We start from the raw sequence: 23335 nt of genomic DNA, 5'->3' as shown, positions 1-23335 counted from the left end.
TCTGGTGCTCACCATCATGAGGTTGGTCCGGTATTTACCCGTTACCCGCTTTTTCTGAAAGCTGATTTTATGCTCCACTACTTCGAACATCTGATCAATCCTTTCCCGTCCGGCAAACTGACCGAACCACCTGCCGAGCTCTACCCGTTCTGCCGTCATTACATGAAAGGTGCAGAGCGCTATTTTATTTTGCTGGCAATCGCCACCTTTTGTGTGGCAGTGGGCGAAGCCATGCTGTTCGGTGTACTGGGAACGGTGGTGGACTGGCTGGCTGAGAAAAACCCGCAAGCATTCCTGCAGGAAGAAAAACTGACTCTGATCGGGTTATCGCTTTTTATTCTGGTACTGATGCCGATAATCGTGTTCTTTCATTCAGCCATTCTGTATCAGACCCTGATGGGAAATTTTCCCATGGTCGTTCGCTGGCTGGCTCACCGCTACCTGCTTGATCAAAGTTATGCTTTTTTTCAGAACGAGTTCAGCGGGCGCATTGCGACCAAAGTTATGCAAACAGCACTGGCTGTACGTGAATCAATCATCAAAACACTGGATGTGCTGCTGTTTGTCACTGTCTATCTGGCCACAGCATTACTGCTGATTGCCCATGCGGATTTGCGCCTTTGCATCCCGCTGCTGATCTGGCTGGTCGTGTATTTGTGCATCCTGCGTCATTTCATCCCCAAACTCAGGCATATTTCCAAGATCCAGGCAGATACCCGTTCCGACATGACCGGACGCATCGTGGACAGCTACGCCAACATCCTCACCCTCAAACTCTTTTCTCACACCCGGCGAGAATCCGGTTATGCCCAGGATGGCATGCAAGCGTTCCTGGATACTGTTTATCCACAAATGCGCCTGGTGACATGGCTGAATACCTGTGTCTGGATCAATAACATGCTGTCCGTTTTCGCAATCGGCACACTTGGCATCCTGCTGTGGCTTGACGGCAGTATCAGCACGGGTGCAATCGCCATTGCACTCAGTCTCGCCATCCGTCTGACCGGAATGTCTCACTGGATCATGCTGGAAGTGGGAGAATTGTTCGAAAATATCGGTATCGTACAGGATGGCATGAACATGCTGGCCAGACCACATGCGATAACAGATTCCCCTGACGCCATACCACTCACCGTCACAAAGGGGGCAATAGACTACAATCGGGTTGAATTTTCCTACCACAATAACGTTAAAAATGAGGATCACCGGATTTTCGACGCACTGGATCTGCATATCAGCGCCGGCGAAAAAGTAGGCATTGTCGGGCCTTCCGGAGCCGGGAAATCGACCCTGATTCACTTACTGCTGCGTTTTTATGATATTCAACAGGGCAATATCCAGATCGATCAGCAGGATATCCGCGCTGTAACACAGGAAAGCCTGCGTGCCAGCATCGCCATCGTTACCCAGGATACCTCACTGCTGCACCGTTCCATTCGGGAGAACATCCTGTTCGGCAGACCCGATGCCACCGAAGACGAAGTCATACTGGCCGCACAGCGGGCACATGCGCATGAATTTATTCAGGAACTGGCTGATAGTCACGGCCGCAGAGGCTATGATGCCATGGTGGGAGAACGCGGTGTCAATCTGTCAGGCGGGCAGCGTCAGCGTATCGCCATCGCTCGAGTCTTGCTCAAGGATGCCCCTATCCTGATTCTGGATGAAGCAACGTCTGCACTGGATTCCGATATCGAGGCCAGTATCCAGCAAAGCCTGCATGAGCTGATGCAGAACAAAACCGTCATCGCCATTGCTCATCGCCTCTCCACCATTGCCGCGATGGATCGGCTGATTGTCCTGGACAACGGGCGTATCGCCGAACAGGGACCCCATACGGAATTACTCGCGCATAATGGACTTTACGCCAGATTATGGAATCATCAGTCCGGCGGCTTTTTAGGTCATATCAATCGGGATGAAATCTGCCAGCCGGCCAATGATGCACCCTCAGAGCGAAACTGACTGCCGGGTGACGGACGGCTGATCAAACCGCCGGTACAGTACCGGCAATACCACCAGTGTTAATAATGTGGAGGTAATCAACCCGCCGATCACCACAATGGCAAGCGGCCGCTGCACTTCTGATCCCGGACCGGTGGCAAACAGGAATGGAACCAGCCCAAGCATGGCAACTGTCGCTGTCATCAGGACCGGGCGAAACCGCTGTTCACATCCTTTGATGACAGCATCTCTGACACTGGCACCTTCATCGCGTAGTTTGCGGATACAGGAAATCAGCACCACTCCGTTCAATACCGCAATCCCCCATAATGCAATAAAACCCACTGAAGCAGGCACTGACAGATATTCACCAGTGATAAACAGGCCGAACACGCCCCCTATTGATGCAAACGGCAGTACCAGAATGATCAGGGCAGCCAGCTTAATTGAATTGAACAGCAGGAACAGCAGAAAGAAAATTGCAAGAACAGTTACTGGAACGATGATCGAAAGGGTGCTCATGGCGCGCTCCATATTCTCGAACTGCCCGCCCCATTCAAAGAAATAGCCGTCTGGCAGTTTTACCTCACTGGCAATCCGTTCCTGCACTTCCGCCACAAATCCACCCAGATCACGGCCTTCAACATTCGAGCCGACAACCACGCGGCGCTTGGCACTTTCACGTGATATCTGTGCAGGCCCGTCAACGATGCTGACATTGGCAACGGTATACAAAGGTACAGTTGCGCCATCTGGCGCCCGCAGTGGCAGGTTACGAATACTCTCGATACTGTCGCGAAAATGTTGCGGAAAACGGACTACGATGGCAAAACGCCGCTCACCTTCATACAGACTGGTTACCTCCCGGCCACCAACAGCGGTCTCGATCAGCTCATGCACATCAGCAACATTGATACCATTACGTGCAATAGCGTTGCGATCAATGTCAATGGTGAGTGATTGCTGGCCGGACAGCCGCTCTATGCGGATATCCCGCGCACCCGGCACACTGCGCAGAATGCGCGCAATCTGCTCTGACAGCGAGCGTAATCTGTCCAGATCATCCCCGAAAATTTTTACGGCAATCTCGGAGCGCACCCCGGTCACCATCTCATCCACTCTTTCGGCAATCGGCTGTGACAAAACGATATTGACGCCCGGCAGAACTTCCAGCAATTTACGGATATCGTCATCCACATCGTCCTGGGTACGGCCGGATTCCGGATCCAGCGTCACCATCGGATCGGATTCATTCTGCCCGGCCGGGTCAGCGGGAGATTCTCCCCGCCCCAGTTTGGAGACTACACTTTTTACACCTGGTACCTTCGATACCGCCTTCATCGCTTCCATTTCCATCGCAATCGCCTCATCCAGCGATATCGAAGCCACCCGGTTAATTTGCGGTGTCAGCGCACCTTCTTTTAAAGTCGGAATAAATGATTTCCCCAGCAATGGAAATAATGCAAAAGACAGAAACAGGAAACCCAAGGCGATCGTGACAGTCAGTTTCTTGCTCTGCAGTGCGTTATTGAGCAGCGAACGGTAAGCTGCTCTCATCCTGGCGATAATCGGAGTATCGTGATCCGCTCCCCCTTTCAGAATATAGGCACACAACACCGGTGATAATGTCAGCGAAACCATCAGAGAAATTGCCAGTGCAATCGCAATCGTGAAAGCCAGCGGGCTGAACAGCTTGCCTTCCATGCCCTGCAGTGTCATCAATGGCAGGAAAACCAGAATGATGATGCCGATCCCGAAAATGACAGGTGTCCCCACCTCGCCCACTGCTTCAACAATGGTGCGTGCACGCGATTCCTGCGAATTACTGCCCTGCCCAAGATGGTGAAAGACATTTTCCACCACTACCACGGTTGAATCGACCATCAGTCCAATGGCGATCGCAAGCCCGCCTAATGACATCAGATTGGCGGAAATGCCCTGATGGTTCATTACCATAAAGGTCAGTAAAGGCGTAACCACCAGTGTCGCCACCACTATCAGACTGGAGCGCACATCCCCCAGAAAAATAAACAGCACGACGATGACCAGAAAGATACCTTCCATCAGCACCTTGCTGACTGTCCACAATGCGGCATCGACCAGATCGGTACGATCGTAATACGGGACAATCTGCAGCCCGCCGGGCAGCAGCTTCTGCTCATTAATCTCGGCTACCTTTGCCTTGACGCGCTCCACAATTTCCTTGGCATTACCGCCCCTGACCATCAGCACAATACCGGAAGCCGATTCGGTATACCCTCCCTTGATGACGGCTCCTGCCCGAACCTCCGTACCCGGTTTCACTTCAGCAACGTCCCGCACAAACACGGGTACACCACGTTCTTCTGACAGAACGATATTGCCGATATCCTGCAGCTTGCGGATCAGCCCGACTCCCTTGACGAGATACTGTTCACTGCCGGTTGGCAGGATTCCGCCACTGGCGTTGGCATTATTTTCCGCAATCGCCTTTTCAACCTGCTCAAGCGTCAGATGATAATGGCGCAGCTTGTTGGGATCTGTCAGTACATGGTATTGCCTGACATACCCGCCCTGTGAATTGATTTCCGCCACCCCGGGAATTGACCGCAACATCGGCCGTACCACCCAGTCCTGCACAATGCGTCGCTCAGTCAACTCTTCAACGGTCAGTGCCCGCTCACCATCATCGGGGTGGTCAATTGTGTACTGATAAACCTCACCCAGCCCTGTGGAAACCGGGCCCAAACGCGGGATGATTCCGGGCGGCATTTTGCTGGCCACTTCCAGCAGCCGCTCCATCACCAGTTGCCGGGCAAAATAAACATCAGTTTCATCAGTGAATACCAGCGTGATAATGGACAGACCGCTCTTGTTCAGCGAGCGCATTTCCTCCAGCCCGGGCATCCCGGTCATGGCAATTTCCAGCGGAACTGTCACCAGCCGCTCTATCTCTTCCGGACTGCGGCCAATCGCTTCCGTTGCAATCTGTACCTGCACATTAGTGACATCCGGAAAGGCATCGACCGACAAACGCTGCGCGGCATACAAACCAAACCCCATCAGAATCAGCGCCAGTACGACTACTACCAGCCGCTGCGCCAGTATGGCGCGTACCAGAGAAATAATCATGGCTATTCCAGATCTTTGCGCTTACGCTCGTTATTCAGGTGAAAAGCACCTTCCACGATAATCTGCTGATCCGGTATCAGCCCTTCCACAACGGGCCTCATCCGATTGATTGCTTCCTCCAGCCTGACCGGAGTTAACGTAAACCCACCATCTTTCCGAGCGACAAATACGTGATCTTCGTTATTCTCACGTACCACGGCCCCTTCCGGAACGACCAGGCGTTCACGCGCATGTTCATCAATATGTACCGTAGTCAGCATATCGGGCCGCAGCCTGCGTTCCGGATTGTCTACCTCCGTGCGTACAGTCACAGTCCGGGTCAGCGGATTCACAATATCGGATACAAAAATGATGGTTCCATCAAAACTCGCATCCCCCAGTGCGGGTACTCGCACCTCGACATGCTGACCCTGTTTGACAAAATGTGCTGCGTGTTCAGGCACGTCGCCCACTACCCACAGTACTGATAAATCAGCCAGTGTAAATAACTGATCTGACGGCTGTACCACTTGTCCCAGTGCAACATTGCGCGTAATTACCGTACCGCTGCGTGGCGCGGTAATTACTACGGAAGGCAGGATTTGTCCGTGTTTAGTCAGATCCTGCACCGCTTTATTATCTATCCCCAGCAAACGCAGGTGGTCTTTGGCAGCACTGAGTTCGGCATTTGACACCTGTAACTCCGATTCCCGACGCTGCAGCTCGGCCGCACTGATAACATCCTCTTTAAATAATTGTTTCGCACGCATGGCCGCGCGCTGCGCCAGTACAGCCAGTGAATTGGCTCGCAGATAGGCCAGTTGTGCCTGGGTCAGTTCCGGGCTTGAGATCCGTGCCAGTCTGGTACCGGTGGAAACACTGTCCCCCAGATGTGCATAAATCTCGACAATCCGCCCGGTAAAACTTGCTCCAACCTGAACGAGCTTCAGTTCATTTACCTTGATCTGCCCGGGAACCGTCAGCTTTTCCGCAATATCGGTATAAAACGGCTTGCCGGTTTTAATCCGTTTACGTAAATCCGGCCGGAGAAAAATCGTACCGGCATCATCCGTTTCTGCCTTGACGTGGCTTTCCGCCGGTTTTTGCTCTGTTTCTTTCCCGCAACCTGCAGCCAGGAAGGTGACAAGTATCAGAAAAATAACGGTAATTTTTATCGGAAAATGCATTGGGAAACGCTACTCCTTTGGATAATGTGCCCGCAGCCGGTCTATCTCCGCTGCTGCCGACTGTAACTCGAACTGGGCCTGCAATAATTCCGAGCGCGTATTGCGTAACACCCGCTGGGTATCCAGCACTTCAATGAATCCTCTTTCACCCAGCCGGAAGGCCGCTTCTGCCACACGCAGCGCCGCTTCTGCTTCCTTGACGATACCGCCTTCAAACATTTCCACTCTGCGCCGCGCAATCTCCATCGCCTGCCAGGCAGATTCCAGCAACCGATCAATCTCATAGCGCCGATAATCGAGTGTTTCACGTACTCTGGCTGCATCTGAAACCGCAGCATCGACTTCACCCCGCCGCTGGTAGAAAAGTGGAATCCGCACACTTAAACCGGCGGTATTCGATGTAAATTGTTTATCCTGAAAATTGCTGTATAAAACATCTACTGATGGCAGTACGGAAGCACGTTCCTGATCAATCCGCAAACGTGCACGGTTCTGTTCTGCCTCCAAACGGAGAATTTCCGGATTGGCTGCCTTCAACTCGGCACGTAACGCCTCCAGTGAAGGCAGATCAACCGGATCACCGAGTGAGGCGGTCACGTTAAATTCAGCAGGCAACGCTCCTGCAGTCAGTTTCAGTAAAGCAACCCGGGCCCGTTCTGTATTAAGGAATGCCGCTTCTTTCCTGCTGGCTGCTGTCATCACTTCGGTATCGGCACGGATCAATTCAAAGCGGGCTGTTTCACCTGATTCAACACTCAGCCTGATACGGCGCTGAATTTCTCCCATCAAGCCATGAATGTCTGATTCCATCATTGCCAGATCGCGCCGCAGCAAGAATTCGTAGACACTGACTCGAATCTGTGCCGCCAAATCCGCACGTGCCTGTTCCAGATTGGCACGACTGGCTTCAACACCCGCCTCTGCCGCACCGATGCGGGCACGTCGTACAAACGGGTTCTCCAGCGACTGGCTGACTGTCACCTGTCGCTGCATGGAAGAAGGTCCGGTTTCACTCTCAGGCAGACGACGGCTGTCAGGCCCCGCCATAAAAGTGACTTCAGGGTTGGGAAAAGCTGATGCACTGATGACTTCCGCGCTGGCAATATCCACCTGTGAACGGGCGGCCCGCAACAGGCCATTGGCTTGCAAGCCTATACGCTGAATATCAGTAACACGATATCCACCTTCTGCTGCCTGAAGCGAATCATTTACCCCTGCGAATAAAGCAATACCGGCCAGGAAACTCCAGAAAACAATTTTCTGCATACAAAGAAGAGATAAAAAACTGTGTTCATGATTCATGAGCTGAGTCATAAGGATTGAACCATGCGGACTAAATTATGAGAGCTGCACCGCGACAACTATTTATGCAGACAGTCTGGAATATCAAATGAATGCGCCAACTCCCCGGATAAAACCTGCCAGGAAAAATCAACGACTGATGACAGATGCAAATTGACAAATGATCTTACGGATTCTCTGAAAAACGACTTGTATTGCCATCACTACGTTAAACACAGTCTAAAAACACATATTTACGATCGGTAAACCGTGTTTTTACTCGGCGCAAGAATCGTCCCTATAGCAATCCACTCTATGCATCCGCGGATCAGCCCCATGGTTATTCGCTGCGCTTTACCTGTGTCATCTGTTTTTACCCGTTTTTTTCCTGACGCAAGCCGCCTCGCCAGTATCTTTCAGAAAATCCCTGGAATTACGTTTTTTCAATTATTCCTGCTTCTTTGCCAGACGTTTTTTCCACCACCATCCTGCTACCAGCAGAATGAGTGCCGCATACCCGATACCGTAAGTACGTATCCATGCATCAGGATTTTTTTGTACAAATAACTGGATCACGGCCAGATCCACAGCCTGCGGCTGCTCTCGCACCGTCTCCGATGTCTGCAGATACAGTTTGAGCAACAGCTTGTAACGCCCTGTTTTTTCAGGTGTCACGATCCATGACCAGTCTGTCTCACCCCGGCTGTCAACAAGCTGTATCTGCGGTTCAGGCGGGTCAATCGAAAACACATCATCACCCGCTATACCGGCACGCATTTCGGGAAAAACTTCGCCATAAATACCCTGCGGTTCTGTTCCTGGCAGAGATTTCTTAACAATATCGTTGATACGCTGCGCCAGCTCTTTGGTATTCAATCGCAACCTGATCTCGAAGGGGCTGTATTGCCTGACTTCTTGAGGCAGGCTGATTATTGAGCTGTTTGCGGGCAATTTCATCATCGTTAATGGCGGAAAGTGTTTCTGTCCGAACCAGGCATGTCCGAGAAAATTCATGACAAACGGGACAAACAAAATTGCTGCCAGTAAAACCGGCAGCACTATATTGAAGCGAACAGCTTTCCTGCGAATCATGCCTTCTCCTAACTGAACAGCACCTGAATTGATTTTTCGTCACCGCACGACATCGCAATCCAATGGAATAGGGAGTAGACTCCCGGGAAAATCAGATCCGTTTTTTTGCCATGGCACATAACATTCCCTGTTTCGTTGCTCATCGAGGGTATCCTGCATTGTATCCGGAAAATTCTCTGGTCGGAATTGATGCCGCAGTCCGGGCAGGTGCCCGTTATATTGAAACTGATATTCAGCTGAGCCGCCAGCTCACCCCCTATCTCTGTCATGATAACGACCTGAAGCGGCTGACTGGCTGCGACGCTTATCTGACAGAGCTGGCAGACAATGAAATCGACTTGCTGGCAGTTCCATATCCCGACTCCACAAGTACAGTCAGTCCGGCCGCACCTGTCCCCATTTCCCGTTTGGCGAAATTAAGCCGGTATCTGTCACAGCATCTCCAGGTTATTGCATTCGTTGAAATCAAAGCTGAAAGTATTGCCCGGTTTGGCTTGGGTCAGACAATGGATGCAATTCTTCCGGTTATTGACCGGGTATATGAACAATGTGTCCTGATTTCGTTCGATTGGGAACTGATGATGCAAATTAAATCACGTCAGAAATACAAAACCGGCTGGATCATTGACAATTGGACTCATGAACAATCTGCCATGGCTAAACATTTGCAGCCGGATTACCTGTTCAGCAGCATTCATTGCCTGCCCGCAAAACTCGATCAACTCTGGTCAGGTTCCTGGCAATGGGTGATCTATACCGTTAACGATTACAATACAGCACTCGATTACGCACAAGCCGGTATTACACTGATTGAAACCGATACAATCGGCACCCTGCTTACTCCCTGATCCACAGACCATGTCCATTACCTGCCACTACGACATTGCCATTATTGGAGGAGGTATTCAGGGCGTAGCAGTTGCACAGGCGGCAGCCGCTCACGGTTATGACGTGCTGGTACTGGAGAAAACAGCATTGGCAGCGGGTACATCGAGCCGTTCAAGCAAATTGATCCATGGTGGCCTGCGTTATCTGGAAAGCGGCCAGTTTAGTCTGGTACGGGAAAGCCTGAAAGAACGTGCGGCACTGCTGCGGCTGGCACCTTCTCTCGTTAGCCTGCAACCGTTTTATATTCCTGTTTACGACCAGACCTTACGTAATCCGCTGACCATACGCGCCGGACTCAGTCTTTATGCTTTACTGGCAGGACTGGGTCAGGGATCAGGTTTCCGTTCCATACCCAGAAGTAGATGGGGAACACTGGATGGTATTTCCATACGTGGACTCAAGCACATCTTTCAGTATTGGGATGCACAGACTGATGATCAGGCACTCACTCGGGCAATCATGCATTCTGCATCTTCGTTAGGTGCAGAATTACGCTGCCCGGCAGAGCTTATCCACGCAACAATTTATGAGGATATCTGTGAAATTGAATTTCTGGAAAATGATCGGCGCTATCAGTGTACGGCAGGCGCACTCGTCAATGCCGCCGGCCCCTGGATAAATCAGGTAGCAGAACGCATCTCGCCAGCATTGCCATCGTACCCGGTAGAGCTGGTACAAGGCACTCATCTGATATTAGAAGGAAAATTAGACAGGGGTTGTTATTATCTCGAATCACCGCAGGATCAGAGAGCCATTTTCGCCATGCCATGGAAGCAGCATATTTTACTGGGCACGACCGAGACAGTATTCAGGGGCGATCCTGAAAAAGTGCTTCCGCTAAAAGCGGAAGAAAATTATCTGCTGGGCTGCTTCCGGTATTATTTTCCCGATCACAGCGCTAAGGTTCTGGATCGATTTTCCGGTTTACGTGTACTACCTGCATCGCACAATACCCCGTTCAGCCGCTCGCGTGAAACCCACCTGCAGCCTGATTCCCTGCAATCTCCACGGGTCGTTGGAATATACGGAGGGAAGCTGACGGTCTGCCGTGCAACCGCCAGGAAAGTCTTGCACACCTTGCGTCTTTCACTTCCTGTCAGAACCCCCAGGGCGGATGTCTCACAGCTACCACTGAAAATTCCTTAAACTTCCTTAAGCGTCTCCTGAAAAACTCTCTGTGTTGCCATTATTACGTTAAAAATCACCCAAAAATACGTATTTAAATCTGTAAGCCGCGTTTTACTTACACCATCTGTTTTTTACCTGTTTTTTCTTCGTGCCGGCTGCTTCGCTAACACTTCGCAGAGAGCCTTTAGCTCACCCGGGAAACCCTCTGAATAAATATTCCCGGGATTTTCCGGATGATTCTTAAGATCTGCGAACGATAAACCTCATCGCTCAACGGCTTCACTTTCTGTTAAATCAGTATCGAGATAAGTCGTGTGCTCTGATGATCGCTGCTTTTTCCGGGCATTATGGAAAGACAGCCCTGTACCCGCCGGTATTAACCGACCGACTATCACGTTCTCTTTCAAACCACGCAAATCATCTTTTTTACCCATGATTGAGGCCTCTGTCAGGACACGGGTAGTCTCCTGGAAAGAAGCTGCCGAAATAAATGAGTCAGTGGAAAGTGATGCCTTGGTTATACCTAACAACACATATTCATAGGTGGCAGGTATCTTGTTTTCAGCCATAAGCTTTTCATTTTCGGTCAGCACTTCCGCACGTTCGACCTGTTCGCCCGGGATGAAACTTGAATCACCCGCGTTCGTTATCTGGACTCGACGTAACATCTGACGAACAATCACTTCAATATGCTTATCATTGATGCGCACCCCCTGTAAGCGGTATACATCCTGCACCTCGTCACTAATATAGCGGGCCAATGCCTCAACCCCCTGTAATCGTAATATATCGTGAGGATCTATTGGGCCGTCAACGATTACCTCCCCTTTGTTCACTACCTGGCCATCATGTGCTGTCACATGCTTATCTTTAGGAATCAGATATTCATGCGCGACGCCATCCAGATCAGTAATAACCAAGCGCTGTTTCCCTTTGGTGTCCTTTCCGAATGCTACCGTACCAGTTGCTTCTGCCAGGAAACCCACATCTTTGGGCACCCTGGCTTCGAACAATTCGGCCACTCGCGGTAAACCTCCCGTAATATCACGCGTTTTCGATGTTTCCTGAGGAATACGGGCCAAAACTTCACCAATACTCACCTGCTGGCCATCTCGAACCGTGATGATAGATCCGACGTGAAATGTAATGCTGACAGGCTGATCGCTACCCGGGATATTGATTTCCTTGTCATTCTCATCCAAAAATTTGACAAGAGGCCGCAACCCTTTAGATTGTGAAGCACTGCGCCGTTTCGGATCAATGACTACCAGCGTTGCCAGCCCGGTTATCTCATCAATTTGCCTGACTACCGTTACGCCCTCTTCCACATTTTCAAATCGAACTTTGCCCGCATATTCCGCAATGATCGGACGTTTGTGCGGCTCCCATGAAGCCAAAATTTGCCCGATCCTGATCGTTTCACCATCTTGAACAAGCAAGGTTGCACCATAAGGAATCTTATGCCGTTCACGTTCACGGCCATTTTCATCCTGAATATAAACCTCACCGCTGCGAGAAATTACGATCAGCTCATTCTGAGCATTCTTTACATAACGAACGTGATGAGAATAACGAATAATCCCATTGGACTTGCTTTCAACCTGATTCGCTACAATGGTCCTTGAAGCTGCGCCACCAATATGGAATGTTCGCATGGTCAACTGGGTACCTGGTTCACCAATCGACTGTGCGGCGATTACCCCCACCGCTTCCCCTACATTGACTAACATGCCTCGACCCAGATCACGCCCATAACATTTTGCGCACAATCCATAGCGGGTTTCACAGGTCAGCGGCGTCCTGACTTTGACTTCATCCACACCGCAAGCTTCGATCTCGCCAACCGCATCTTCATCGAGCAACGTACCTGCTGCATAAATCACGATGCCAGTTTCCGGGTTTACGATATCGGTCGCAGCAACACGGCCTAATATCCGCTCCCGTAATGATTCAATGACATCACCACCTTCCACCAGGGCCTTCATTACTACGCCACCATCTGTATCACAATCATCTTCTGTAATAACCAGATCCTGAGTTACATCAACCAGGCGTCGAGTGAGATATCCTGAATTTGCCGTTTTAAGTGCTGTATCAGCCAGCCCCTTCCGCGCACCATGGGTAGAAATAAAATATTGAAGAATGTTGAGTCCTTCACGGAAATTGGCTGTAATCGGTGTTTCAATAATCGAACCATCCGGCTTTGCCATCAGACCACGCATACCGGAAAGCTGGCGAATCTGCGCAGCAGAGCCGCGAGCTCCTGAATCCGCCATCATGTAGATGGAGTTAAATGACTCCTGTGTAACACCCTTCCCGTTTTTATCGGTTCTGATTTGCCCGGTTTCACGATCAACCACAGGTTCAACACTAAGCTGATCCATCATTGCTTTTGCTACCTGATCACCAGCTTTACCCCAGATATCCACCACCTTGTTATAACGTTCTCCCTGTGTTACCAGGCCGGATATGTACTGATTGGCAATTTCATGCACTTCCTGTTCAGCTGCCTGAATAATATTATTTTTCTGCGAAGGCGTAACAAGATCATCCAGGCATATGGAAATACCACCGCGTGTAGCATAGGTAAAGCCTGAATACATCAGCTTATCCGCAAAAATAACGGTTTCCCGTAAACCACACAGACGGAAACTTGCATTAATAAGCTTTGAAATTTCTTTTTTCTTGAGTGCTTTGTTGACTACGGAAAAAGGAAGTCCTGCCGGAAGAATTTCAGAAATAATTGCTCGACCAATGGTGGTTTCATAACGCGTTACTGTTTCAAGTAGTTCTTCACCAGGTGTATGAGGTTTTTTCTTCTCTTTAATTCTGACAGTGATTCGTGCATTCAACTCTGCCACCCTGTTTTCATAAGCACGCAGCACCTCCGAGACATCGGAGAAAACCATTCCCTCACCCAGAGCACCCGCCTTCTCGCGAGTCATATAATAAAGACCCAGCACGATATCCTGAGAAGGAACAATAATCGGGTCACCATTCGCTGGCGACAGCACATTGTTAGTTGCCAGCATCAAAGTACGGCATTCCATTTGCGCCTCAAGTGACAATGGAACGTGTACGGCCATCTGATCACCATCAAAGTCAGCATTGAAGGCGGCACATACAAGCGGGTGCAGCTGGATCGCCTTTCCTTCGATGAGAACAGGCTCAAACGCCTGGATACCAAGCCGGTGCAGGGTAGGGGCGCGGTTAAGCATCACCGGATGTTCACGGATTACTTCTTCCAGAATATCCCAAACGATAGGGTTTTCGTTTTCAACTTCTCGTTTGGCGGCTTTGATCGTGCTTGCAACACCCATTACTTCCAGTTTATTGAAAATAAACGGTTTGAATAATTCCAGAGCCATTTTTTTCGGCAAACCACACTGATGAAGCTTGAGCTGCGGGCCCACCACGATGACAGAACGGCCAGAATAATCAACACGCTTGCCCAGCAAATTCTGACGGAAACGGCCACCTTTACCTTTGATCATATCCGCAAGCGATTTTAAAGGCCGCTTATTTGCCCCGGTCATGGCCTTTCCTCGGCGGCCATTATCAAGTAATGAATCTACCGATTCCTGCAACATCCGTTTCTCGTTACGAATAATAATTTCGGGTGCCCGCAGTTCCAGCAACCGCTTCAGACGATTATTGCGATTGATAACGCGTCTGTATAAATCATTCAGATCAGATGTTGCAAAACGTCCACCATCCAACGGGACCAGAGGCCTCAATTCAGGTGGGAGAACCGGCAATACCGTCAATATCATCCATTCCGGCTTCATGCCTGATTTATTGAATGCTTCAAGTACCTTGAGCCGTTTGGCAGCTTTTTTGATCTTGGTTTCCGAACCTGTTGACTGTATTTCCAGGCGCAAAGACTCTATTTCCGACGGGATATCCATGCTGCTCAGCAGAGTACGAATCCCTTCTGCACCCATCGTGGCATTAAAATCATCTCCGAACTCTTCAGTTTTGTTCAGATAATCATCTTCTGTCAGAAGTTGCCCCCGGGTAAGCGGGGTCATACCGGGATCAGTAACGACATAGGCTTCAAAATACAGAACCCGTTCGATATCGCGTAACGTCATATCGAGAACAAGTCCAAGACGCGATGGCAGTGATTTCAGAAACCAGATATGTGCGACGGGTGAAGCCAGTTCTATATGGCCCATTCGCTCGCGCCTGATTCTGGACAAAGTAACCTCTACCCCGCACTTCTCACATATCACGCCCCGGTGCTTGAGCCGTTTGTACTTACCACAGAGACATTCGTAATCCTTAACCGGACCAAAAATTTTGGCACAGAACAGACCATCCCTCTCCGGTTTAAATGTCCGGTAATTAATTGTCTCTGGTTTTTTTACTTCTCCATAAGACCATGAACGAATCTTCTCAGGGGAAGCCAGCCCTATTTTTATAGAGTCAAATTCTTCTTTTTGTGTAACTTGTTTAAATAAATCAAGCAGCGCTTTCACGTTTCACTCCTGTGGATCAACGTATAAACCTGAAATGGATCAAAGAAATTCTGAATATCGTGCCGACAAATATATCAATGTTGTTCCAGGTCAATATCCAACCCCAGAGATCTGATTTCCTTAACCAGCACATTGAAAGATTCCGGCATGCCTGCATCAATTTTATGGTCGCCCTTGACAATACTTTCGTAAACTCTGGTTCGCCCGTTCACATCATCAGATTTCACGGTAAGCATCTCCTGTAAGGTATAAGAAGCACCGTAAGCTTCCAGTGCCCACACCTCCATCTCACCAAAGCGCTGTCCTCCAAACTGAGCCTTACCGCCTAACGGTTGCTGTGTAACAAGACTGTATGGCCCTGTAGAGCGGGCATGCATCTTGTCATCCACCAGGTGATGGAGTTTCAATACATGCATATAACCAACAGTTACCGGACGATCAAACGCTTCCCCAGTTCTGCCATCATAAAGTGTAGTTTGACCAGATTCAGGCAACCCGGCCAGCTTCAACATCTGTTTAATCTCTAACTCGTGGGCCCCATCAAATACCGGCGTAGCGAAAGGCACACCACTTCTCAGGTTTTTTGCAAGTGCAAACACTTCTTCATTCGACAGTGAAGCCAAATCTTCCTGTTTACCACCACTGTTATAGATCTTGTTCAAAAATTCGCGAATTTCAGAAACATTACGCTGTGAAGCCAGCATTTCATTCACCCGTTTACCCAGTTCCTTGGCTGCCCACCCCAAATGTACTTCAAGCACCTGGCCAATATTCATACGTGAAGGCACACCCAACGGATTCAATACGACATCAACCGGTGTACCATCAGCCATATATGGCATATCCTCTATTGGTACGATTTTGGAGATAACACCCTTGTTTCCATGGCGGCCCGCCATTTTGTCACCGGATTGCAATCTTCTTTTCACAGCAATATAAACTTTCACCATTTTCTGCACACCGGGCGGCAGCTCATCACCCTGGGAAAGTTTTCTGTGTTTTTCTTCAAAAGCCAGATCAAAAAATTTCCGCTTTTGTACCAGGCTGTCCTTAATCTGCTCCAGCTGCAGACTTGTACTCTCATCAACCAAACGAATATCAAACCAGTGATGCCGCTCGACACTCTCGAGATATTCATGAGTAATAACCGAGTTTTTTGCCAGTTTTTTAGGTCCGCCAGCGGCAATTTTACCGACAAGCAAGCGTTCCACACGTTGGAATGCATCTGCTTCAACAATACGCATCTGGTCAGCCAAATCTTTTTTGAAACGACCCAGCTCATCGGCAATTATCTGTTTAGAACGTTTATCGCGATCCACCCCTTCACGCGTAAAAATCTGTACATCAATTACCGTTCCGGAAATACCAGCTGGTACATGCAGGGACGTATCTTTAACATCAGAAGCCTTTTCTCCAAAAATTGCCCGCAAAAGTTTCTCTTCCGGCGTTAACTGTGTTTCGCTTTTAGGCGTCACTTTACCTACCAGCACATCACCAGCTTCAACTTCAGCACCGATATAGACTATCCCTGATTCATCAAGACGTGCACGCTGACGCTCAGATAAATTAGGTATATCTGCAGTTATTTCCTCGGTACCCAATTTTGTATCGCGACTGACGGCTGACAATTCCTCAATATGGATTGAAGTGAATCGATCGTCAGAAACAACTTTTTCTGATATCAGAATAGAATCTTCAAAATTAAGGCCATTCCAGGGCATAAATGCTATTAACATATTCTGCCCTAGTGCGAGCTCGCCCAAATCTGTTGATGCACCGTCTGCAATCACATCATCACGCGAAAGCACATCCCCTATTTTTACAATAGGTCTCTGATTGATATTAGTGTTCTGGTTCGAACGGGTATATTTTGTGAGGTTATAGATATCCACACCAACTTCACCCGCGCGCGCTTCTGCATCGTGTACACGAATCACGATACGGCCGGCATCCACATAATCCACTATACCGCCACGTATTGCTCTAACCGCAGTACCCGAATGCACGGCAACCACTCGCTCAATCCCTGTACCAACTAGGGGTTTCTCTGCCCGTAAGCAGGGGACAGCCTGGCGCTGCATGTTCGAACCCATCAATGCCCGGTTAGCATCATCATGTTCAAGGAAAGGAATAAGAGACGCTGCTACAGATACAATCTGAGCAGGAGCAATATCAACATACTCAATCTGGTCTCTGGACGCCAAAGTAAATTCATTCTTATGGCGACATGAAACAACTTCATCAGTAAATATCCCATCCTGATCAAAATTTGCGTTTGCCTGAGCAATCACATACTGACTTTCCTCGATAGCTGAAAGATAAACAACTTCTTCAGTTACCCGGCCATTCTTAACCATTCGATATGGCGTTTCTATAAACCCGTACTCATTCGTTCTGGCGTAGAGCGCCAGCGAATTGATCAGGCCGATATTCGGTCCTTCCGGTGTTTCAATCGGACAAACACGCCCATAATGCGTTGGATGCACATCTCGCACCTCAAAACCTGCACGTTCACGTGTTAAGCCACCTGGTCCCAATGCTGAAATACGTCTTTTATGCGTTATTTCAGACAGAGGATTAGTTTGATCCATAAATTGCGACAACTGACTCGATCCAAAAAATTCACGGATCGCTGAAGATACCGGCTTAGCATTGATGAAATCATGCGGCATGAGATTTTCGGATTCCGCCTGACTCAACCGCTCCTTAACCGCTTTTTCAACCCGGGCCAACCCGGCTCTAAACTGATTTTCGGCTAATTCGCCAACAGAGCGAACACGACGATTCCCCAAGTGATCAATATCATCAATCTCTCCTCGACCATTCCTCAGTTCGACCAGTATCTTGATTACATCAATAATGTCATCATTGGATAATGTTGTAGATCCGGTTAGTTCCTCGCGTCCCACTCTACGGTTGAATTTCATCCGTCCAACAACGGATAAATCATAACGCTCAGAAGAATAGAAAAGGCCATTAAATAAAGCCAGAACGGCTTCTTCAGTAGGAGGTTCTCCAGGACGCATCATTCTGTAAATAGCGACCTGTGCAGACATTTGGTCCGTAGTTTCGTCTATTCTTAATGTTTGCGAAATAAAAGGGCCATAGTTAAGATCATTTACAAACAGTGTATTAATGGCACTGTTTCCGGACTGCCTGATCCGCTCAAGCAGTGTCTCATTTATTTCACTATTCGCAAGGGCAACAACCTCTCCGGTTTCCTTATCGATAACATCCTCAGCCAGAATTTTCCCCAGTAAAAATTCTTCAGGTACGGGAATTTTAGTAAGTTTGGCTTGCTGCAAATCACGCACATGTTTTGCTGTTATCCGCTTATCCTTCTGTACAAATACTTTGCCATCTTCTGAAGTGATATCAAAACTCGCTAATTCTCCACGCAATCTCTCAGGTATAAGATCAAAAAGGATCTTGTTATCTTCTAACAGGGTAAAGCGGTCAAATTCAAAAAAATCTGCAAGAATCTGCGAAGAAGTGTAACCCATAGATTTCAAGAGAGTCGTAACCGGCATTTTACGGCGACGATCAATCCTGAAATAAACGTAATCCTTTGGATCAAACTCAAAGTCCAGCCAGGAACCACGGTACGGAATAATACGAGCAGAAAATAACAGCTTTCCGGATGAATGGGTTTTTCCGCGATCATGCTCAAAAAATACGCCAGGCGAGCGGTGCAGCTGTGAAACAATGACGCGCTCCGTGCCGTTGATGACAAAGGACCCCGTATCAGTCATAAGCGGAATTTCACCCATATAAACTTCCTGCTCTTTGACTTCTTTGACGGTCGGCTTGGATGCTTCCTTATCCAAAATAGTCAATCTAACCCTGGCACGTAACGGAGATGCATAAGTAAGTCCTCTTTGCTGACATTCCTTAACATCAAACACAGGGGAACCAAGTGAATAACTTATAAAATCCAGACGAGCATTATTGGAATGACTCTCTATTGGAAAAACTGAGTTAAATGCTGCCTGTAACCCCTGATTTTTACGTTTAGCGGGCGTAATCTCCGCCTGCAGAAAATCGGTATAAGATTCTATTTGGGTGGCAAGAAGAAACGGAAATGGTAGAATACTGGCACGTTTAGCAAAACTTTTCCGAATACGTTTTTTCTCGGCAAACGAGTAACTCATTAAATTTCTCCGTGCGCTGAAGATACAATTGGGTTGCGGGGTTTTTATTTGGTTTAGTGCTTTCCGATTGAAACAGAACTGCAACACTAACCCTACCTGCAAAATACGTGGGCTATGATAAGAAACGCTTTACTCTAACAGCTCATATCACTATAGGCAAAGATGTTAAAAGTAATTGAAAAAATATAAATAAAATAGCAAGGTCAGCTTTGAAAAATGTCTTTCTTTTTTTACTGTAACTTACCTGGCTTTATATGGAAAGATACCTTCAGCTTCCGTATATAAACAAAGGCTGGTAGTAGCAAATATGCACTAACCAGCCTTTGTGGTTAAATCACTTATTTAATCTCGCAACCAGCACCAGCTTCAATTAACTGCTTCTTAAGTGACTCAGCATCTTCCTTAGAAATACCTTCTTTAACAGCTTTAGGTGCACCATCAACCAAATCCTTTGCTTCTTTCAAACCTAATCCAGTAACAGCTCTAACCACTTTAATAACATTAACCTTGTTATCACCCGCTGAAGTAAGGATTACAGAAAACTCAGTTTGCTCCTCAACAGCAGCAGCTGCTGCCGGTGCCGCAGCCACGGCAACTGTTGCAGCCGCTGCTGAAACACCAAACTTTTCTTCCATTTCCTTAATAAGCTCGGATAGCTCCAGAACTGTCATATTCGCAATAGAATCTAAAATTTCTGCTTTTCCCGTAGCCATTTTCTCTCCTGATATAAATTAAATTCTGATCAAATTGATATAAATTGTTTCCAGTCAGCCATGACAATTATTTTTTATCACGCACTGCAGCAAGCCCGCGCACAAACTTTGATGGTACTTCATTAAGTGTTCTAACAAATTTTGCAATCGGAGCCTGCATAGTACCAAGCAATTTAGAGAGCAACTCTTCTCTACCAGGCAATACAGCCAGAGCAGCAACATCTTTATCAGACATTACTACCCCTGCCATAGCCCCGGCTTTAATTACAAAATGATCGTTACCCTTGGCGAACTCATGAAAAACTTTTGCAGTTGCAACAGGATCACTACCGATTCCATAAGCAAGTGGCCCCACCATCGATTCAGCCAGATCGGAAAACGGAGTACCAGCTACCGCCCGTCTTACAAAAGTATTTTTGATTACTCTGAAATAAACACCTGACTCGCGAGCTTTGACTCGCAATTGTGTGAATTTATCCACTCCCAGTCCACGATATTCAGCTATAACTACGGCCTGAGCTTTTGCTATTTGCCCGCTTACCTCGGCAACAATTGCCTTTTTTTCTTCGATATTTTGACCCAAAAATACTCTCCAGTCAGAATTTAGCCAATAAAAACCTATCGTTACATAAACGATAACCCTTTTACATCAAAAAACGGCGTCCTAACCAGGAGAAATTTACCTCTACCTGCTTGTGGGTACACCATCTACGTTGGGAGCAATTATTATGGTTACTAATTTTTATTAATTAAACCAGCAAACCTTGCTATTAAGCCCATCTCAGCCAACAACTAACTTACTAATTGCTGGCGTATTAAAAAACGGCCCCGACGGTCTTTGACAATCTGCTGACTCTATAAATCAACAGCCCAAAGCTCTTTTACTATAACCTTACAACGTCTCGGTGTGATCTACACGCACACCCACACCCATCGTACTTGAAACAGCCATCCTGCGCAGATAAACACCTTTGGACGTTGCTGGCTTTGATTTATTCAACGCCTCCACCAATGCCACAACATTTGCCTTAAGTGCTTCCACATTAAAAGAAGCTCTCCCTACTGTACAATGCACTATACCCGCTTTATCAGCCCTGAATTGAATCTGACCGGCCTTGGCATTCTTAATCGCATTTACAATATCGGTTGTTACTGTCCCAACCTTTGGATTTGGCATTAACCCTCGCGGCCCAAGTATCTGACCTAATTGTCCAACTACGCGCATCGCATCAGGGCTGGCAATAACCAGGTCAAAATTAATCTCACCTGCTTTCACACGTTCTGCGAGATCCTCAAAACCTACAATATCTGCACCCGCTTCCAAAGCTTCTTTAGCTTTATCTCCCTGTGCAAAGACCGCCACTCTAACTGTCTTTCCAGTTCCCGATGGTAAAACCACCGAACCCCTTACCACCTGGTCAGATTTACGTACATCAATACCCAAGTTTATTGCAATATCGACTGATTCATCAAATTTTGCTACGGCAGTTTCTTTTACAAGTGCCAACGCGTCAGTTAGTGGATACAAACGGTTACGATCAACCTTTTGCGCTATTTCTTTGTAACGCTTTGAAATTTTAGCCATATCTCACACTCCCTCCACTTCCACGCCCATGCTTCTGGCACTTCCGGCAATCGTCCGCACAGCTGCATCCATATCGGCTGCGGTAAGGTCTGCCATTTTTATTTTGGCAATCTCTTCTGCCTGTTCGCGTGTTAACTTACCCACCTTATCTACGTGTGGCTGCGCACTTCCCTTACTGAGGCCAGACAGCTTTTTAATTAAAACAGATGCAGGAGTTGTTTTCAGAACAAATGTAAAACTTTTATCTGCATAAGCAGTTATTACTACCGGTACCGGCAAACCCGGTTCCATCTTCTGCGTAGCCGCGTTAAAAGCCTTACAAAACTCCATAATATTCAACTGACGCTGGCCAAGAGCAGGCCCTACCGGTGGACTTGGATTTGCCTTACCTGCCGGGATCTGAAGTTTTATATAACCTATTATTTTTTTTGCCAAAATATTCTCCTGTCGGGTTCAAACGAGTATCACTTACGATACCCTCCCCTTTTTTAGTTATTTCTTAAGTTTTTGCTTAGCTATAAGATTGCACTTACTCTGAACGACAACGATTTTTTAAATCTTATCAACCTGATGAAAATCTAATTCGACAGGAGTTGGTCGCCCAAAAATAGATACCGACACCCACAACTTACTTTTGTCGTAATTAACTTCCTCAACATTTCCATGAAAATCAGTAAACGGCCCTTCTTTTACGCGCACAGCTTCGCCCGCTTCAAAAACCACTTTTGGCTTAGGCTTTTCTACCCCTTCTTTTACCTGATTAAATATACTTTCAATCTCTTTATGACTTATTGCAACGGGCTGCATGGACGTCCCGCCAACAAACCCCGTAACCTTTGGTGTCCCTTTAACCAAATGCCACGTTTCATCAGTCATCTCCATCTCAATCAGGATATAGCTCGGGAAAAACTTCCTTTCACTAATATTTTTCTGGCCACCCTTTACTTCAACCACTTCTTCTACCGGTATCAGTATCTCACCAAATTTTTCCTCAAGCTTGAGCTGTGCTATCCGGTCTTTCAATGCTTTTTTTACATTTTTCTCAAAACCGGAATAGGTATGAACGGCGTACCATTTCTTACTCATATTCCTCCCGGAACACCTTCAACTCTCCTGACCCATAGCATACTTAACAATCGCCATCAAACTTGAATCTATTATCCACAAAAAAAACGCCATCGTTATAACAAACGCACAAACCACACCCGCCATCTGTAACGTTTCCTTTCGACTTGGCCAAACAACTTTCTTTACCTCATCCACCGAATCCCGGAAAAAAGAAAACAGCTGCTTTCCTTGCGTCGTAAATAAAACTATCACGAATGCAAAAACTAATCCCAGCAGCAGAGACATCACCCTAACTACCATGGGGCTATCTTGAAGAAAATAAAAGCTAAAAAAGCCGGCTATCGCTAAAAATACCGCCAACCCAAGCTTAATTTTATTCACTTTTCCACTCTCGTAAGTTTTATCTTATCCCTCAAGGGATTAGGGATTTTTCACATTGTCAGCCAATAAAGGCAAGGCACAAACCTGTTTTTACTATTCCATGGCAGGCCAGGAGGGCATCGAACCCCCAACCTTCGGTTTTGGAGACCGACGCTCTGCCAATTGAGCTACTGGCCTATTCCCAAAAGCTTAAACACACAACAACCAAATCAACAAAACTACTCAATCACCTTAGCGACGACACCTGCGCCCACGGTACGGCCACCTTCTCTGATTGCAAAACGCAAACCTTCACTCATTGCAATTGGTGCAATCAGGTTAACTGTAACCGATATATTATCGCCAG

The 23335-nt window shown here is 47.7% G+C and carries 15 protein-coding genes, 1 tRNA gene and 1 pseudogene; 3 read left to right on the top strand and 14 right to left on the bottom strand.

Features of this window, described 5'->3' with window-relative positions; genetic code table 11:
• Positions 1 to 69 precede the first annotated feature (69 nt).
• On the top strand, positions 70 to 1965 hold the full coding sequence (locus IT527_RS04895; protein ID WP_292967264.1) for an ABC transporter ATP-binding protein: 1896 nt from the start codon (positions 70 to 72) through the stop codon (positions 1963 to 1965).
• Here IT527_RS04895 and IT527_RS04890 read toward each other — a convergent pair.
• The 4 genes from IT527_RS04890 to IT527_RS04875 all read right to left on the bottom strand — a co-directional run bounded on the left by IT527_RS04890 (position 1951) and on the right by IT527_RS04875 (position 8594).
• On the bottom strand, positions 1951 to 5055 hold the full coding sequence (locus IT527_RS04890) for a CusA/CzcA family heavy metal efflux RND transporter (protein WP_292967263.1): 3105 nt from the start codon (positions 5053 to 5055) through the stop codon (positions 1951 to 1953). The two genes, IT527_RS04895 and IT527_RS04890, sit on opposite strands and share 15 nt — an antisense overlap.
• A 2-nt stretch (positions 5056 to 5057) precedes the next feature.
• Positions 5058 to 6221, bottom strand: a complete 1164-nt coding sequence (locus IT527_RS04885) for an efflux RND transporter periplasmic adaptor subunit (protein ID WP_292967262.1) — start codon at positions 6219 to 6221, stop codon at positions 5058 to 5060.
• A 9-nt stretch (positions 6222 to 6230) separates the two neighbouring features.
• Complete coding sequence (locus IT527_RS04880; protein WP_363278051.1) at positions 6231 to 7535, bottom strand: TolC family protein; 1305 nt, start codon at positions 7533 to 7535, stop codon at positions 6231 to 6233.
• 414 nt (positions 7536 to 7949) lie between these two features.
• Positions 7950 to 8594, bottom strand: coding sequence for a hypothetical protein (locus IT527_RS04875; protein WP_292967261.1), 645 nt, complete (start codon positions 8592 to 8594; stop codon positions 7950 to 7952).
• A gap of 110 nt (positions 8595 to 8704) precedes the next feature.
• Between IT527_RS04875 and IT527_RS04870 the strand changes: the two genes are divergently transcribed.
• The gene (locus IT527_RS04870; protein WP_292967260.1) at positions 8705 to 9442 is read left to right on the top strand and encodes a glycerophosphodiester phosphodiesterase family protein; all 738 of its coding nucleotides are present in this window, start codon (positions 8705 to 8707) and stop codon (positions 9440 to 9442) included.
• Positions 9405 to 10628 (top strand): FAD-dependent oxidoreductase, encoded by a 1224-nt coding sequence (locus IT527_RS04865; protein ID WP_292967259.1) that lies wholly within the window; start codon positions 9405 to 9407, stop codon positions 10626 to 10628. Before IT527_RS04870 ends, IT527_RS04865 begins: the two co-directional genes overlap by 38 nt.
• Positions 10629 to 10873: 245 nt before the next feature.
• On the opposite strand, the gene rpoC is transcribed toward IT527_RS04865, so the two are convergent.
• The 10 genes and pseudogenes from rpoC to tuf all read right to left on the bottom strand — a co-directional run.
• The gene (gene rpoC, locus IT527_RS04860) at positions 10874 to 15091 is read right to left on the bottom strand and encodes a DNA-directed RNA polymerase subunit beta' (RefSeq protein ID WP_292967258.1); all 4218 of its coding nucleotides are present in this window, start codon (positions 15089 to 15091) and stop codon (positions 10874 to 10876) included.
• A 74-nt stretch (positions 15092 to 15165) separates the two neighbouring features.
• Positions 15166 to 19242 (bottom strand): DNA-directed RNA polymerase subunit beta, encoded by a 4077-nt coding sequence (rpoB, locus tag IT527_RS04855; RefSeq protein WP_292967297.1) that lies wholly within the window; start codon positions 19240 to 19242, stop codon positions 15166 to 15168.
• 338 nt (positions 19243 to 19580) lie between these two features.
• On the bottom strand, positions 19581 to 19955 hold the full coding sequence (rplL, locus tag IT527_RS04850) for a 50S ribosomal protein L7/L12 (RefSeq protein WP_292967256.1): 375 nt from the start codon (positions 19953 to 19955) through the stop codon (positions 19581 to 19583).
• A 67-nt stretch (positions 19956 to 20022) separates the two neighbouring features.
• The gene (gene rplJ / locus IT527_RS04845) at positions 20023 to 20538 is read right to left on the bottom strand and encodes a 50S ribosomal protein L10 (protein ID WP_292967254.1); all 516 of its coding nucleotides are present in this window, start codon (positions 20536 to 20538) and stop codon (positions 20023 to 20025) included.
• Positions 20539 to 20847: 309 nt separating this feature from the next.
• A complete protein-coding gene (gene rplA / locus IT527_RS04840; protein WP_292967253.1) occupies positions 20848 to 21540 on the bottom strand; it encodes a 50S ribosomal protein L1 in 693 nt (230 codons plus the stop codon).
• 3 nt (positions 21541 to 21543) lie between these two features.
• Positions 21544 to 21975: a 50S ribosomal protein L11 gene (gene rplK, locus IT527_RS04835; protein ID WP_292967252.1), complete on the bottom strand. Its 432-nt coding sequence runs from the start codon at positions 21973 to 21975 to the stop codon at positions 21544 to 21546.
• A 117-nt stretch (positions 21976 to 22092) separates the two neighbouring features.
• Positions 22093 to 22626: a transcription termination/antitermination protein NusG gene (gene nusG, locus IT527_RS04830; protein WP_292967251.1), complete on the bottom strand. Its 534-nt coding sequence runs from the start codon at positions 22624 to 22626 to the stop codon at positions 22093 to 22095.
• A gap of 18 nt (positions 22627 to 22644) precedes the next feature.
• Positions 22645 to 22989, bottom strand: a complete 345-nt coding sequence (gene secE / locus IT527_RS04825; RefSeq protein WP_292967249.1) for a preprotein translocase subunit SecE — start codon at positions 22987 to 22989, stop codon at positions 22645 to 22647.
• A 101-nt stretch (positions 22990 to 23090) separates the two neighbouring features.
• Positions 23091 to 23166: transfer RNA gene (locus IT527_RS04820), tRNA-Trp, on the bottom strand.
• A gap of 41 nt (positions 23167 to 23207) precedes the next feature.
• Positions 23208 to 23335, bottom strand: a pseudogene (tuf, locus tag IT527_RS04815) (elongation factor Tu); the annotation flags it as partial.

Origin of the sequence: Nitrosomonas sp. (assembly GCF_020852615.1) — a bacterium.
Classification (GTDB): Bacteria; Pseudomonadota; Gammaproteobacteria; order Burkholderiales; family Nitrosomonadaceae; genus Nitrosomonas.
Note: the sequence above shows the minus strand (reverse complement) of the source record. Positions and strands in the feature narration are given on the sequence as shown.

Excerpts from the sequence above, each read along its gene's own strand:
- rplA (WP_292967253.1), bottom strand. The coding sequence starts at position 21,540 with ATGGCTAAAATTTCAAAGCGTTACAAAGAAATAGCGCAAAAGGTTGAT.
- IT527_RS04875 (WP_292967261.1), bottom strand. The coding sequence starts at position 8,594 with ATGATTCGCAGGAAAGCTGTTCGCTTCAATATAGTGCTGCCGGTTTTA.
- rplL (WP_292967256.1), bottom strand. The coding sequence starts at position 19,955 with ATGGCTACGGGAAAAGCAGAAATTTTAGATTCTATTGCGAATATGACA.
- IT527_RS04870 (WP_292967260.1), top strand. The coding sequence starts at position 8,705 with ATGGCACATAACATTCCCTGTTTCGTTGCTCATCGAGGGTATCCTGCA.
- IT527_RS04895 (WP_292967264.1), top strand. The coding sequence starts at position 70 with ATGCTCCACTACTTCGAACATCTGATCAATCCTTTCCCGTCCGGCAAA.
- rpoB (WP_292967297.1), bottom strand. The coding sequence starts at position 19,242 with ATGAGTTACTCGTTTGCCGAGAAAAAACGTATTCGGAAAAGTTTTGCT.
- IT527_RS04890 (WP_292967263.1), bottom strand. The coding sequence starts at position 5,055 with ATGATTATTTCTCTGGTACGCGCCATACTGGCGCAGCGGCTGGTAGTA.
- nusG (WP_292967251.1), bottom strand. The coding sequence starts at position 22,626 with ATGAGTAAGAAATGGTACGCCGTTCATACCTATTCCGGTTTTGAGAAA.
- IT527_RS04885 (WP_292967262.1), bottom strand. The coding sequence starts at position 6,221 with ATGCATTTTCCGATAAAAATTACCGTTATTTTTCTGATACTTGTCACC.
- IT527_RS04880 (WP_363278051.1), bottom strand. The coding sequence starts at position 7,535 with ATGACTCAGCTCATGAATCATGAACACAGTTTTTTATCTCTTCTTTGT.